Below are 15,533 nucleotides of genomic sequence, written 5' to 3'. Positions count from 1 at the left end.
AAAACCCCACTGCAACTTAATTTGCAATGGGGTTTTTCACGTAATAATCAACTTGCAATACTGGTTTAAAACCTGCTTTATTATAAACCGATAATGCTTTGTCGTTGTCAATTTCCACATCGAGCTTAACGGATTCACAATTTCTTCGCTTTCCTTCTACTTGTGAAAAGGCCAACAATGCGGAACCGATGCCTTGACCTTGTCTTTCGGAATCTGTAGCCAACGCTGTTACCCAGAGAGTTTTTCCATCTTCCACAAGTGTTAAAGTACCGACGACTTGCCCATGTTGCTTCGCTACAAAAACATGTCGTGAAGGATTGGATGCATTGTAATCCAGCAGTGTTTGTACTTCGTCTTCTGTATCACCAAATGCATTCATTAAAATACGTGTAAGTTCCTGAGTTTCATCCGTTAATGGTTCGACATCCACCGCAGGATTTTCTGCTACTGAATTCACGTCTGCTTTCAATGTCGCTTCAGTGAAGTTCCACTCATATCCTGAGTGTTGCAGAAAAGCTGCACCGGCTTGGGATTCTTTCATATTCAATGCAAGCTCACCTTCAGCGCCTCGTACTTCCAAATTATGTTGCAATTCTTTTATCAACGCCTGCCCGAGCCCTTGTCTGCGATATTCCGGGTGGACCAGTCCACTCCATTCATAGGAGTGAATGCCAATCATATCAATGGCCGAAACAACTCCGACCACATCGTCTTCTGCATATGCAAGCACTGCAAAGCCTTTAGTTACTGGATCCGTCATGACGGGAATATTTAAGACTTGGTCGTAATTGGTGCCTTCTATTTCTTCACTTGCACGCAGGAGTCCCTGTATTTCACTCGATGTTTCTACATCTAAAGGGAACGAAACTGTCAATATGGCAATGTCCACAAGTATTTCCACCTTTCTTTCATTGTTGTGACTAACGTGTTTCATTATGGTAACAACTGTTTATTTCCTCTCACAATCGGTTATATAATAGCGAAAGTGTGAATTTATGGAGGAGTTAAATCATGGATAAGAAACGATTATCCTGGGTGGACGTTACAAAAGGATTTTTAATGATTCTTGTCGTAATCGGCCATTACCCAGGTCAACTTGATTTCCCTCTTGGGAAGTATATATATTGGTTCCACATGCCTGCCTTCTTTATTTTAAGCGGGATGTTTTTTAAACCTGTTCTGGAAAAAGGGCTTTCAAAACAAGCCATTCATAAACGTTTTATGCAATTAATCGTACCATATTTGTTTTTCCTTGTAACGATTACAGTCATTCGCTATGGAATGGAAATCGGTTCAGGAAACATGGATTTATCATGGTATTTGAATGATATTTGGACACTTGTAATTGGAGGACGATTTGCTCGTGGTGCTTACGGAGTTTTCTGGTTTGTCACAACGTTGTTCTTTACGTATTTGTTCTTCTTATGGATGACAAAATACTTCAATCGTACGAAACAGATTGTGATTTTAACTGTCTTCTACTTAATCGCTCATATGGAAAGTTTGTTTGCGATGCAAGTAATTGGTGGTGCGCCTGATAAAGCCTCTCAAACCATTCCTATGATTTGGAATATCGACGTAGCACTAATGGCGGTTGTCTATTTTGCACTTGGATATTATATGAAGAATATTTGGATGAATGTTACGAAGCCTTGGTTGATTACAGGGCTTATCGGAACGGTGTCCGCCATTTCGCTCGATTGGTTCGGCGTAATGGATTATCACTTGAGTATGAAGTTCCTGCGCTATGAACATGTGGTGTTGGATTTAGTCATTCCGATTTCCATGACTCTGGTTATTGTCGGAGTATTTCAATGGGTTGCTTCCCACATGTCATTGAAGTGGCTGCAACAAATTGAAAAGCACTCAATTGCCATTATGTATCTCCACATTTTCACAGATATCGTATTGAATGATTACTTCAATTACGGAATTATTGGATTCACGGCATTTGGATTGTTGGTACCGATTGTTGCATCAATACTCATTCAAAAACTGGTCCCTTACGGTAGATTGTTCCTAGGCGGTTTTTCGCCGAAAAAACGCAAAGTTGCTAAACCAGTGAAATTAAAAGAAGCTGAGCCTCAATACTAGAGGCTCAGCTCAGACTGTAGACAAACTCAGTAATTTTGAGTTTATCTGCAGTCTTTTTCATTTAAACTAAAATTTAGACGAATCATTTCGGAATCTGAGCCCTTTCCTGCGGACGAACGCCTCAATCTCCTCGTCCTAAAGGTCTGCGGGGCTTTCGCCATCCGTTTTTCCGCGGGAGTGGCTCGGATTCCGTTCCTTTTTAAAAAAAATGCTTACTTAAGGTGACTACAATGCTTTCAAAACATAATTCCATTCAACGAGACCAAATTGAAATGTTTTTATATATGCGATTCCGTCAACATGTTGTAATACAGCCCTTTTCGGGTCACGAGCTCTTGTTGACTTCCAGATTCAACGAGTTGTCCTTGATCCATTACATAGACAACGTCTGCCTTTCTGACGGTATTCAATCGATGAGCGATAACAAAACTCGTCCGGCCTTCCATCAATCGTTCCAGAGCTTCCTGGATTTTCATTTCGGTCACTGTATCGATGCTGCTAGTTGCTTCATCCAACAGCAAAATGACGGGATCCGCTACCAGAGCGCGTGCAATTGACAGCAATTGTTTCTGGCCTTGACTGATTTCCCCTCCATCTGCGGTCAGGACCGTGTTGTATCCTTCTGGTAACTTAATGATGAAGTCATGTGCATTTGCTTGTTTGGCAGCTTCTATCAATTCTTCATCCGTTGCATTTAATCGGCCATAACGAATGTTATCTTTTACTGTAGCCTCGAATAAAAATGGATCTTGCAAGACAAATGCAATTTGACTGCGCAATGTTTGGCGAGCCAATTGGTCAATCGGGATATCATCAATCCGTATTTGACCATCATTCGTTTCGTAAAAACGGGCCAGTAGCTGCATGATGGTCGTTTTTCCTGCACCTGTTGCACCGACCAATGCGGCTGTTTCTCCAGGATTCAGGATAAAACTGACATCACGAATCGTATGTTCAGCATCCGATTGTTCATATTTAAAGGAGACACGATCGAACTCGACTTTTCCTTTTAACACAGTATCTAATTGAGTCGTGGCTTCATCTTTTTCAATCGGTTCATCAATAATGGCGAATACCCGCTCCGCTCCGGCAATTGCAGAAAGGACGGTATTAAATTGATTCGCCAGGTCATTCAAGGGGCGGGTAAACTGACGAGCATATTCAGAAAAAATTACGATAGTACCAATCGATACGTGACCGTTCAGGGCAAGCAAGCCTCCAACACCTGCAACGATGGCAAAGCTGGCATTGTTCAACATATTCATTACTTTCGGGATGAAACCTGAATAAGTCAAAGCCCAAAATCCGGTATGGCGTAGGCGTTCACTTTTTACAATGAACTCATCAGTGACGCGTTCCTCTTGTGAGAAAGCTTTGACGATTCGCTGACCCGAGATTGTTTCTTCAATCATGCCGTTCAAATCCCCAACCGCCTGTTGTTGCTGTTTGAATAGTATCCCTGTTCGTCTTGTAATCCATCTCATGGAGAAAAACATGACCGGAATGATTGTCATGGTCAGCAATGTCAGTAAAGGACTTAACGTCAGCATGACAATGACGGTTCCGGTTAGCGTTAAAATACTCGAGAACACTTGAATAAATGAACTATTTAAAGTGGCACTGACGTTTTCAATGTCGTTCGTCACACGGCTCATGAGTTCACCATGCTGACGTTTATCAAAGAAAGATACAGGCAACTTTTGAAAATGTGAGAAGAGATTCGTTCGCATCCGATAAATGGTTTGCTGCGCAACGCCGATCATCCAATAGTTTTGGAAAAACATCGACACCGAGAGGAAGAAATAAATACCTATCAACCACATCATCATGTTTTGCATACCTGCAAATTGACCCGGCACGATATACTCATCGATAATTTTCCCAAGTAGATAAGGCCCAACTAAAGCTAGAGTGGAACTGACAACGACTAGCAACAAAACCGTAATCAATAGTGCACGTTGTTCATCCACGAGGTGCCAAATTCGCTTCAATACACCTTGCCAGTCCCCTGCCCGTTCTCCTTTTTTCTTTTTGACAGGGGTAATATCTTCTTTCGTCAGAACCGGCTCGTAGCCAAATGGTTTAGTTAACATCTGTCGCATTTGCTTCCACCTCCTGTTCTTGTTGCGACTCCGCAATTTGACGGTATAATTCGGACGTTTCGATCAGTTCCTGATGAGAGCCATAAGCAGAAATCCGTCCATTGTCGAGTAAAAGGACACGGTCTGCGCCTTTTGCAGTTCGGATTTTTTGCGTAATGACGAGCATGGTTGCTTCTTCTTTATCCAATGCCTCCCATAGCAATGCTTCAGTTTTCACATCTAGCGCACTGGTGCTGTCATCCAACAGAAGAATTTCTGGCTTTCGGACCAACGCGCGTGCGATGGACAGTCTTTGTTTTTGACCGCCAGACAAATTTACACCTTTTTGACCAACACGCGTATCATAGCCTTTCGCGAACTGTTCAACAGAAGAATGAATTTGCGCTTGCTTGGCAGCTTGTTGCAATTCTTCTGTTGATGCTTCGACTTTGCCCCATGCCAAGTTTTGATAAATACTTCCCGTAAACAACAGTGACTGCTGGGGAACGAGCCCTATGGCTTGTCGTAATTGATCCAACGGCCATTTGTTAACGTCTTTCCCGTCAACTGTAATGGAACCCGAGGTTACTTCAAAAAAGCGCGGGATGAGTTGCATCAAAGTTGATTTACCGGCACCGGTAGCTCCCATGATGGCCAATTTCTCGCCAGATTTCACATCAAATGTAATATTGTTCAGCACTAGTTCAGAAGAGTTCGGGTAGCTGAACGTCACATTGTTGAAACTGATTTCACCTTCAAGGGCTTCATGCATTTTACCTGTTTCTTCATCGCGTTCCAGCCCTTCATTGACCAGTAACACTTCTTCCATACGTTCTGCAGAAGCTTTCGCACGGGCAAATGCCATGATAATAAAGGCGAACATCGAGAAAGCCCCCGTCATACGCATTGCGTAGTTGACGATTGCGACCAACTCGCCAATTTGGGCATTGTTCGATTGGATTTCACGAGCACCAAACCAAAGAACTGCCAGCAAACTGATGTTCATGACGAGTAGAAGAAGTGGAAGAATGATTTCCATAATGCGAAGCGCCTTCACTGTATCCATTTTGAGGAGGTTCGACACTTTTTCAAAACGAGAAGACTCGAACGTACCGCGCAAATATGCTTTAACCAACCGTACTGCCTGGAGGTTTTCCTGTAGGACACGGTTCACACGGTCGAGTCGAACTTGCACAAGTGCAAAAAAACTGACCCCTTTTTTCACCATAATATAGAGAAAAATCAGTAGGAATGGTGCCCCGATTACAAGGAACATCGCGAGGTAGGCATTGACGATAAACGCCATAATGACACTGCCGAGTACGAGTAAAGGCGCCCGCAACATAATACGCAAACTCATAAAGAGTACGTTTTGCACCATGGTGACATCACTTGTAAGCCTCGTGATTAAGCCGGCAGTCGGGAACTTCGTAAACGTGGCAACTGTAAACTGCTGTACTTGCTTGAATAAAGCACTGCGGACATCAAAAGCAAAACTTTGTGATGCATGCGACGCAAAGAAAGAGTTTGTCGCGCCAGACAAGAAAGCGACGAAAGCCATGAGCATCATGACTCCTCCCCACGTCCAAATAACGGACTGATCTCCTTGCATGATGCCATCATCTATTATTTTGGCTATAATGAGTGGCTGTACAAGCTCGACAGAAAGCTCGATTAGCATGAGGAAAAGCGCAATGGCAATTGGCCATTTATATGGTCTGACATAAGAAAATACGGTTTTCACTAGATGCCCCCCTGAAACTTCTTCGTTAAACGAATTAATTATCTGATTGTTCACTATTATGCCACAATGAATGAGTAAAAGGTATCATTCATTGTGATGAAATGTTCTCTGTTAGATACGATTTTTGGGTAAGCGGTCGCTTAGTTGGAATCACCCCGAATTGACACTCGGCCAAGGGCAAAAAAAAAATCACCTATCCCCAAAAGGATAGATGATACTCTAGCAAACTTATTTCTTGTTCCGATCTCCCGCAATGGATAGCCACGTGACACAAATCAGCATGATGAGAGCCCCCATCAGCTGCCATTTCCCTAACACTTGTTGCAGCCAAATAACAGAGATAATCATAGCAGTGAGTGGCTCCATGCTTGATAAAATACTGGTCTCTATCGCACTTATGTATTTCATACTGCTCAAAAATAAAATGAAAGCCACTGTGCCTATAACGATGACTGTCAATAAAAGAACGGACAATTTCCAATCCAATAATAAAGCCCATTCGTCGGATTGCCACACGCGACTTATACTTCCCAGTACCAGACCGCCGATCAGCATCGACCAACCAACCACCAGCAAAACACCCCATTCTTTCATGAGAGAACCGGGATATAACGTATAAAATGCAAAGCTCAGGCCGACAGCGACTCCCCATGCCAACGCTTCCGGGCTTAACAGTAATTTGGTGAATGAACCATTCGTCAATAAGAAGAATAAGCCGATCAACGTTCCGGCAATTCCAATCAACTGATATTTCGGTGGCCATTTCTTCATACTCCAAGATACAAATATAACCACAAAAATCGGTGCTAAAAATTGAAGCAACGTCGCAACTACCGCATTGCTTGATTCAATTGCTGCTACAAATGAATATTGAACTCCTAGCATGCCGAACATGGAGAAGATAATCAATCGCTTAACCCAATATGGCTGTCGCCAAATTGGTCTTAATTGATTTCCTGTTAATTTTAGAAAAGCGAGCAAAACAACTCCTGCAACAAGTAACCGAATCGTCAACATAAACGGAACTGTCAGCATTGAGTTCGATAATATCCATTCCATCAATGGACCCGTCGCTCCCCATAACATGGCTCCGGTAATAATTAAGACGATTCCTTTTGCGCGATTCATTTACTCACCTCTTTATCTACAAGTCTACTTTTCATCTTACTATTGTTCAAGTTGAATTCAATGAAAAACTTGCGAACATTTCATTTCCACCTCCAATAAATCTCCTTGAATTTTCCTTTATTTTTCAGAATAAAACATTATTTATTTTAATGACTTGATGCCAAGACTTCTCTATAATAGGAGTTATTAGTATACAAACAAGGAGTCCTGCGAAATGAAAGGTATGCAACAAGTATTGGAAAATGGTAGCAGTATATTGGACCATGTTCCTTTTCCGATGATACTGACTGCGAGTGACGCAACGGTACTTTGGTGGAGTAGAGAAGCTGAGAGAACATTTGGTTTTACTGCGGACGAAATCGTTGGAAAATTCTATCCTTTTTTCGAAGAAAACCGTTCAGCCATACATAAATCAACGTGGGGTCAAGTGGTTCAAAGTGAGAACCCAATTCGTTTTGAAAATTTCATTATTCATTCAAAACATGGCAAAGCTGTTCATGTTTCAGCTGTTTTAAATTCAATGACAATCGATAATGAACAATGCGTCATGTTCTTATTTGAAGTTAATAATGTTCCAACAATGGATCAAACATCAAGTACACAAGAATTAGCTAGCTTTAAAATGGGAATCGATGAAACCTTTATGCTCACTTATTTGGACCCAGATGGGCTAATTACATATGCAAATACATTGTTTTTGAAAACAAGTAAATGGACGCCAAAACGTATTATTGGTAAGTCATTTTGGCAGCTTTTCCCCGAAGAGTCAGCTGAGAAATCGGTCAACCCAATATGGTACACCCTGAATAGCAACCGCGTTTGGCAAGGGTCTGTTGAAAAACTGACTAAAGATGGAGAAACATATTGGGTAGATATGACGGCCATCCCTGTTTTGGCGACGAATGATGAGCCTATGTACTTTGCCATTTTGGAAAAAGATATCACGGATAAAAAACGCCTGCAATTGCATCTTGAGCAAATTGCTTATGTGGATTCAGAGACAGGATTAATGAATCGCCATCGTCTTGAAAATATCGTGTCCGGACTTATTGCAGAAGAACGTCACTTTTCTTTCATCTTTTTAGATATCGATAAGTTTTACACATTGAGAGACATGCACGATGAAGAGTCTGAAACCACTCTATTACTGGAATTTGCAAAACGCCTGAAAATGTATTTCCAGGATAGTGATATCGCACGCGTGGGTGAAGATGAATTTGTAGTGTTGACGCCTTTGAGTGATTGGTTTATTCAAGGTTTCTTAAGTTACTTGAAGCAGCATCCGATTTACATTCGCAACAAAGCTATCCCGATTTCAATCAGTGGCGGGATTACGAGATACCCAGAAGATCAATCAACATTTTTACATATGATGAGGGCGTCTAGTGCGACCATCCATAAGGTGAAGCAAGAAGGCGGAGGAAATATCGTCAGCCTTTCAAAAGCCAATCATGTCGCGTTAAGCCGAAAGGCCATGATTGAAAAACGTTTGATTGAGGCGTTGCACCATAAAGATTTAACTGTTATGTATCAACCACAAGTTGATTTAAAGACTGGCAAGATTGATGCAGTGGAAGCACTGGTTCGTTGGGAAGACGCTGTACTTGGAACCGTTACACCGAACGATCTCATTCCAGTTGCAGAAGAGACAGGCATGATTCATGATATTGGGAGCTTTATGTTGGAGAAGGCATGCGAGCAAGCCGCACTTTGGGCAAAAAACGGCAAGCCGATGAAAGTGAGTGTAAACTCTTCCATTCGCGAATTCCGTGATAAAAACATGGTAAAGCAAGTTAGACAGACATTAGAGAAATTTGGCTGTCCTGCTCATCTACTGCAAATTGAGATTACTGAGAAGTTTGCACTGGAAGCGGAATCGGAACAATCCATCATTCGCCAAATGCATCAGCTTCAAAGTGAGGGCATCAGGTTTGTTCTCGATGATTTCGGGACAGGCTATGCGTCTTTCCGTTATATGCAGATGCTACCGATTACCGAACTTAAAATCGATCAATCATTTATCGCGTCCATTACGAAACAAGAGAAATTGCAAAAACTAGTACACGGCATGATTCAGTTTGGAAAATCAATGGAGATACGCGTCTTGGCTGAAGGTGTTGAGACAAAAGAACAACAGGATTTATTGACAAAACTCGGCTGTGACGCCATTCAAGGTTTCTATATCAGTCATCCTGTATCTGCTGGCGAAATTGAAAATTTATAAAATAAATGCGCAAAGTGCCTGTTTAGCTTGAAACCTTGCTCAGACATAAAAAAGACGGTTTCTCAAACATTCTGAGAAGCCGCCTTTTTTCTACTTAAATACCTAAATATCAACTGCATCAAAACTTCAGCAAACACCAAACCCATTGCGATTGCACCTGATGTCATAAATGCTTTGGAAGCGTAAGAGATGGCGGTTAAATAGTCATTTTCCACAATGTTGCGCATCGCATTGTATGCAAGTCCTCCGGGAACGAGTAAAATGATGCCCGGTACACTGAAAATGATCATCGGCATACGGAAACGTTTAGATAAAATATGTGATGCCAGCGCTACGATAAAAGCTCCTGCAAAGGATGCTTGAATTGCATCACCTGAAACCATTGTAAAACCACTGTAAATTACCCAACCGCACATCCCTACTAAGCCGGCTGCAACTAGTTTTTTTCTAGGGGCATTAAATATAATGGCAAATGACATTGCGATAATAAAACTTAACACCGCTTTTACGATCCAAATCATGACACCCCTCCTAAAATGATAGTACGAGTGCAACGCCTGCACCGATTGCGAATGCTGTCAACAATGCTTCTGCACCTTTTGATACCCCGGAAACAAAATGCCCGGCCATAAGATCGCGTACTGCATTTGTAATGAGCAATCCTGGTACCAATGGCATGACACCACTGATAATGATAGTGTTCAAGTCTTCCCCAACTTGCAGCAGAACCGCTAAAAAAGCCAGGGTTCCAACGATTGAGGCAGCAATGAATTCCGCGAAAAACTTAACACGGGTCAATTCATGTATTAGTGTGACCACAACGAACCCCATTCCACCTGCAATGGTCGCTGCCGGAACATCTTTCACGACACCATCGAACAGGATAAGAAAACACCCGCTCGCAACTGCAGCTGCTATAAACTGTAATAGAAAAGGGAACATTAAGTTGGCACTGGCAACTCGTTGTAATTCTTCATATGCTTCTTCGATAGTCAGTTCAGTGGTGGCCAGTTTTCTTGATACTTGATTCACAAGTGCTATTTTCTCTAAATCTGTCACCCTGTCCCGAATGGTCATCAACCGTGTCGAGCCATCTTTTCCAAGCGAAAACATGATTCCTGTTGGTGTGACGAAGCTTTGGGTCCCTATCAGACCTTGTGAAATCGCCATACGGGTCATTGTATCTTCAACCCGATACGTTTCCGCACCACTCTCAATCATTAGTCGACCCGCAAGCAGGCAACAATCTATTGCCAAATCATTCTTCTCATTTAGCACGTCTGTGCCCACTCCTTTCACTTATCACCTTTGCACAATCTTAACGAAATGTGCAGTAAAAAACAAATATTGTTGGTACTTTACATGAATCTATTGCTCATACCGAGTACAATGATATAAACGTGAGTAGCCATCCATTACATATTCACTTTTCCGGTTCTATAAACTATTCATTTCGTATATACGACAGTACAATACCTATAAGTAAATTCTTTTCATAAAGGGGGAAATTTCATGCAAGGTTCAATCGATACACTCAAAAAAATCATCGCGGTATCCCAACAAAAACAGCCTGCTGATTTCATTTTGCGCAATGCGCGTGTAGCGGATGTATTTTCACTTGTTTGGGCGAACGCAGATATCGTTGTCTCGGATGGCTTTATTGTCGCAATTGATTCTACTCGCTCATTTGAAGCCATTGAAGAAATGGATGCAGGGGGACGCTATGTCGTACCCGGCTTGATTGACGGACATATCCATATTGAATCGTCGATGCTCACCCCATCTGCTTTTGGTGATGTTTTATTGCCCCACGGCGTAACGACTGTTGTGACCGATCCACATGAAATTGCAAATGTTGCAGGAGTTGAGGGCATCCAATTCATGCTGAAAGATGCAGAAAAAAGCCCAATGGATATTTTTGTCATGCTCCCTTCGAGTGTACCCTCCACATCCTTTGAACATGCAGGTGCAAGACTGGAAGCAGAAGATTTACAACCGCTTCTCTCCCACCCTTCCGTACTCGGACTTGCAGAAGTAATGGATTATCCAGCGGTTTTGCGCGGAGACGAAGGCATGCTTTCAAAGCTCCTGATGACCAAGGAAGCGGGTCTTCGAATTGATGGGCATGGAGCGGGATTGCAACGCGAACAGATTCGAGGATATCGCGCAGCCGGCATTCAGACAGACCATGAATGTGTGACAGCGGATGAAGCACGTGACCGCATTACCCAAGGCATGTATGTGTTAATACGTGAAGGCTCTGCTGCGAAGAATCTACATGATTTGCTTCCTGCGGTAACACCTCACAATGCAAGAAGATTTTTATTTTGTACAGACGACAAACACCTGGATGAACTGGTGGACGAAGGCAGCATAGATCATGCTATACGTCTCTCCATTAAAGCTGGAATGGAACCTCTTCAAGCGATTCAATTGGCCACGCTGAATGCTGCGGAATGTTATGGTTTGTCTCAAAAAGGAGCATTGGCAGCGGGCTTCGAAGCAGATTTTCTATTGCTCGATCATCTTGAACTTTTCAAAGTAGCTGCTGTATTCAAGAAAGGAGTCAAGGTGGCGGAGCATGGCCGCATGATAAACGCTACTGAAAATCAAACGGATTGTACCGTTCGAATTCGCCATTCCGTTCATTTGCCTACTTTGACGGTCGAAGATTTGGCTATCCCGCTCCCGCAAGGTGCCAAAGCGAATATTATGGAAATCATACCAGACCAGATTGTTACCAATAAAGTGGTTGAAAAAGTTGAAATTATAGATGGCGCATTCGTGCAAAACATGGAACGGGATCAATTGAAACTGGCTGTAATTGAACGGCATCATCAATTACACACCATTGGATTGGGCATTGTGAAGGGCTTCGGCCTAAAAAAAGGAGCAGTCGCGACCACCATTGCTCACGATTCTCACAATGCGATTGTTCTGGGTACGAATGATGAAGACATGATTGCGGCTGTACAGGCGTTGCAGGATATGCAGGGTGGATTGGTCGTTGTCCATGATGGTCAAATCATGGCTTCGCTTGCATTGCCTATAGCCGGATTGATGACGAAAGTTCCTCTCGAGGAAGCAGTACAATCACTGGCAAACTTGCATGAAGCAATCCATACCATTCATCCGAAGCTCGATTTTCATTTATTTTTGACCTTATCATTTCTAAGTTTGCCAGTCATTCCATCACTTAAATTAACTGATACGGGATTATTCGATGTCACCACATTCCAGCATATCGGAATTGACGCGAATACGAACGAAAAAGCAGACCACTAAGCGAATCGCGTTAGTGGCCTGCCTTGTTATTAATATGTGACTACACCAATCTCTTTAAACGTATTTAAATCATAACTCTTCGTTTCTTTCATTGAAATAGTATAAAGTGTATCTCCAGCATAAACCATCCGTTGAACGAGCTGCTCCCAATCTTCGTTTTGTTGCTTGGATGATTTAATCATGTTGGCCACTTGCTTGATTCCTTCTTCAGCCGTTATTTCATACATCATTGCACCTTCGCCTGCATACTGACCGTATCCATCCTTATTAGTACCCTGATACAACGTCACAGGAAAACCGTATAAACCTTTGCCTCGGTGCTGGAATAATGCCTTGTGATCGTATTGCAATGGGCTGTAAGTGCCTTGACCACCCAAAATTTCTACGTCTTTTTCTTTCGGATTAGCAAAATCTGTTACGTCAAATAATGAGATTTTCATGCCCCCAGTAATGGTTCGAGGTTGGCTGCCATTTTCGCCTGGAATCGTTTTTGTATCGTAACCGAAACCGATTAGATGGTTTTCGTCCAATGGGTGCAAGTAATTACTGAAACCTGGAATTTTCAACTCCCCTAGTACTTTTGGCGCCGATGGATTAGAGACATCCATCACAAACAGCGGATCAGTTTCTTTAAACGTCACCATATACGCTTTGTCTCCCATAAAACGAGCTGAGTAAATGCGCTCCCCTTTCGCAAGTCCTTCGATGGAACCCACTTTTTTCATACCGGCATCCAGGATATATAGATTGTTCTCAGAAAGCTCATCCGTATTCCACGCAAAGCCTTTCGTAGTTACGACACGGAAATAACCTTCATGCTCATCCATCGAAAACTGATTTAGGAGCATGCCCGTCACTTCTCCAGATGATACAAATTCAACTTTAGTTCCATCTAAATTGAACTTGAATATTTCCGTATTGGTTTCCTGGGGATTCCAAATTCGATCAATGGCATTATTGTTATCATCATTCTTTGAAGGTACATAGATAGGGGCAGTTAAATACAACGCCTCTTTAGACATATACATGGCATTGCTTCCGCCCAGATACCCTTTCGTTACAACTTGGGATTGCTCTGGATTCTCAAGATTCATAGCCGTAATGACGCTATACGTCCCCTCCAGTGTTCCCGGCAAGATGGATAAATCAGAAAGCGGCATGGATGATACTTTATCCTTTTTCTTACTGTCAAATGTGTAAGGACGCAACTCTACATCTTTTGCCCCTTCCATTGCCCAGAAGTTTGGCATCACATTGGTCACGAAATACAACATGTCTCCTGTCTTTCTAGCCCCGTTCAAGTATCCTTCCGCACCGATTTCCCGTATCAGTTTCGGATTCTTCGCATTTTTCACATCATAGAAACGTACATTTGTGGAACTGTTAACAGGCATCATCATTTTACTGGAGACTTTTCCTGAGGTTTCCTCATAATCATATGGTACATGCCGATCTCCAAGCACAATCAATGTATTTTCATGTAAGAATAACTGTGTTGGATAGAATTCTGCATCGATTGACAGTTCAGCCATTTTCTTCATGTTTGCAGGATTTTGAATATCCGTTACAATTACACGTCCATTTAATATAGAGTAAATAAATTTCCCGTCTGTCTTCACCATATCCGATTCATCTACGCCTTCCACTTGATTGTTCGTTTCCGAGTGGTCAGCTTCTCCTCCACTGCTTGATAGAGCAGATTTATTGCTTGAATCCATCGAGTTTTCGCTTTCAGCTGAATCTGCTCTTGAATCAGTATACATCTGACTCATTTGTTTCTTTAACTTAGCGAAGTAATCTTTCAGTTGCTTTTCCGATTTTACAGTTTGCAAATCTTTGTGAACAGTAAACGATAATTTACTGGTCGACATGGATTTGAAGAATCCGCCTTGAATAGCTTCCTTCTTGATGTGCAATATATACGAACCCGGTTTGATTCCGGTCACTTTAACTGAATGACCGTTTTGTGTAAGCTGCAATTTCGCATTCGTTTTCTTTCCTTGCTGATCAACCAAATATATCGTTCCATCCGATATGGCTGAAGCTTTTAACGGCTCCGAAAAATTCGCTTTCCATCCTTGCTCAGACAACGCAATCGATGAAGCACTGACTGTCACTTTATCAATATAAAACGCAAACGATAGGACTATTCCTGCAATCACAGCAGCGACCATGAGCCAAACACTTCTTTTTTTCAATACCATCTCTCCTCTTTTTTTAAGCTAGTTATTTCATTAGACCGATAAAGTGTTATTTAGTTTCAATTGTTTGAAAATAATTTATTTAATGAATTTCTTATTAAATCGCATAACGCAAGTCTTGCAATTAGGACAAGCTGATACTCGACGGGGGTGAAGATTGTTTTTATTCTGATGAGGGCTGGGTGGGGGATTTATCGAGAATCCGCAGGGGGATATCGAGGATTCACGGATGGATATCTCCATTTCCGGGAAGGATATCTGGATTTCGCAATCGGATATCAAGTATTCGGCATCACTTATCTAAAATTCATGTTTTCTAAACAATTTAATTGACCAGTAAGCGAAACAAAAACGGAACCGCTGAAGGCGATTCCGTTTCTCTAGTTCACTTCTATTACAATAACTGTCTTTAACTTTACATTTTCTCCGGTCTGCTCGACTTCAAAATCAGTGGTTGCGGTGATTTCGTATTTACCCTTTGGGAAACCATCTTTGTTGAAATACTCTTTTATGAATTCATCCTTCGTTATTTCCCCAGACTTCGAAAAAGGAACTTCTAGCCACTCATCCTTTTTTAAAGTTGTGGAGCTTAATATAGTCTGAGAAACTCCGCCTATGTCTTTATTTTTGTTCAATTCCTTTACCGAGAATTCGATAGGCGAAAAACCACCATGCGAAATCCTTACTTCATTATCCGGCCCAGTATATTTCAGCCGTGCAGTAATTGATTCTTTTTCATGTTCTTTGTACTGTTTGGCAATTGAAGTCAACTCCAA

At 42.0% G+C, this 15,533-nt stretch carries 11 protein-coding genes; 3 read left to right on the top strand and 8 right to left on the bottom strand.

All coding sequences use genetic code 11. The features are described from left to right. Positions 1-16: 16 nt before the first annotated feature. The gene (locus AC1DSL_RS00390) at positions 17-889 is read right to left on the bottom strand and encodes a GNAT family N-acetyltransferase (protein WP_477530809.1); all 873 of its coding nucleotides are present in this window, start codon (positions 887-889) and stop codon (positions 17-19) included. Between the two features lie 122 nt (positions 890-1,011). Here AC1DSL_RS00390 and AC1DSL_RS00385 point away from each other — a divergent pair, with 122 nt between their 5' ends. Next, entirely contained in the window at positions 1,012-2,094 is a 1,083-nt protein-coding gene (locus AC1DSL_RS00385) for an acyltransferase family protein (RefSeq protein WP_016428372.1), read from the top strand. A 278-nt stretch (positions 2,095-2,372) separates the two neighbouring features. Here the strand turns inward: AC1DSL_RS00385 and AC1DSL_RS00380 are convergent, their stop codons facing one another. The 3 genes from AC1DSL_RS00380 to AC1DSL_RS00370 all read right to left on the bottom strand — a co-directional run bounded on the left by AC1DSL_RS00380 (position 2,373) and on the right by AC1DSL_RS00370 (position 7,047). Further along, positions 2,373-4,196: an ABC transporter ATP-binding protein gene (locus tag AC1DSL_RS00380; protein WP_477530808.1), complete on the bottom strand. Its 1,824-nt coding sequence runs from the start codon at positions 4,194-4,196 to the stop codon at positions 2,373-2,375. Next, a complete protein-coding gene (locus AC1DSL_RS00375; RefSeq protein ID WP_477530807.1) occupies positions 4,177-5,919 on the bottom strand; it encodes an ABC transporter ATP-binding protein in 1,743 nt (580 codons plus the stop codon). Before AC1DSL_RS00375 ends, AC1DSL_RS00380 begins: the two co-directional genes overlap by 20 nt. 228 nt (positions 5,920-6,147) lie before the next feature. Then, entirely contained in the window at positions 6,148-7,047 is a 900-nt protein-coding gene (locus AC1DSL_RS00370; protein WP_477530806.1) for a DMT family transporter, read from the bottom strand. Positions 7,048-7,261: 214 nt separating this feature from the next. Between AC1DSL_RS00370 and AC1DSL_RS00365 the strand changes: the two genes are divergently transcribed. Next, positions 7,262-9,271, top strand: coding sequence for an EAL domain-containing protein (locus tag AC1DSL_RS00365; protein WP_477530805.1), 2,010 nt, complete (start codon positions 7,262-7,264; stop codon positions 9,269-9,271). 62 nt (positions 9,272-9,333) lie between these two features. Here the strand turns inward: AC1DSL_RS00365 and AC1DSL_RS00360 are convergent, their stop codons facing one another. Both AC1DSL_RS00360 and AC1DSL_RS00355 read right to left on the bottom strand, forming a co-directional pair. Then, the gene (locus AC1DSL_RS00360) at positions 9,334-9,792 is read right to left on the bottom strand and encodes a threonine/serine exporter family protein (RefSeq protein WP_016428377.1); all 459 of its coding nucleotides are present in this window, start codon (positions 9,790-9,792) and stop codon (positions 9,334-9,336) included. A gap of 10 nt (positions 9,793-9,802) precedes the next feature. Continuing rightward, positions 9,803-10,549, bottom strand: coding sequence for a threonine/serine exporter family protein (locus AC1DSL_RS00355; protein ID WP_016428378.1), 747 nt, complete (start codon positions 10,547-10,549; stop codon positions 9,803-9,805). Positions 10,550-10,783: 234 nt separating this feature from the next. Between AC1DSL_RS00355 and ade the strand changes: the two genes are divergently transcribed. Then, positions 10,784-12,556, top strand: coding sequence for an adenine deaminase (gene ade, locus AC1DSL_RS00350; protein ID WP_477530804.1), 1,773 nt, complete (start codon positions 10,784-10,786; stop codon positions 12,554-12,556). A gap of 29 nt (positions 12,557-12,585) precedes the next feature. Here ade and AC1DSL_RS00345 read toward each other — a convergent pair whose 3' ends face one another. Continuing rightward, positions 12,586-14,760, bottom strand: a complete 2,175-nt coding sequence (locus AC1DSL_RS00345) for a beta-propeller domain-containing protein (RefSeq protein WP_477530803.1) — start codon at positions 14,758-14,760, stop codon at positions 12,586-12,588. A 377-nt stretch (positions 14,761-15,137) separates the two neighbouring features. Continuing rightward, positions 15,138-15,533 carry a hypothetical protein gene (locus tag AC1DSL_RS00340; RefSeq protein WP_477530802.1) on the bottom strand — a complete coding sequence of 132 codons (396 nt, stop codon included), beginning with the start codon at positions 15,531-15,533 and terminating at the stop codon, positions 15,138-15,140.

It is taken from the genome of Paenisporosarcina sp. P4_D4 (assembly GCF_056401835.1).
The sequence above is the reverse complement of the archived record's forward strand: the minus strand, read 5'-3'. Positions and strand labels throughout refer to the sequence as shown.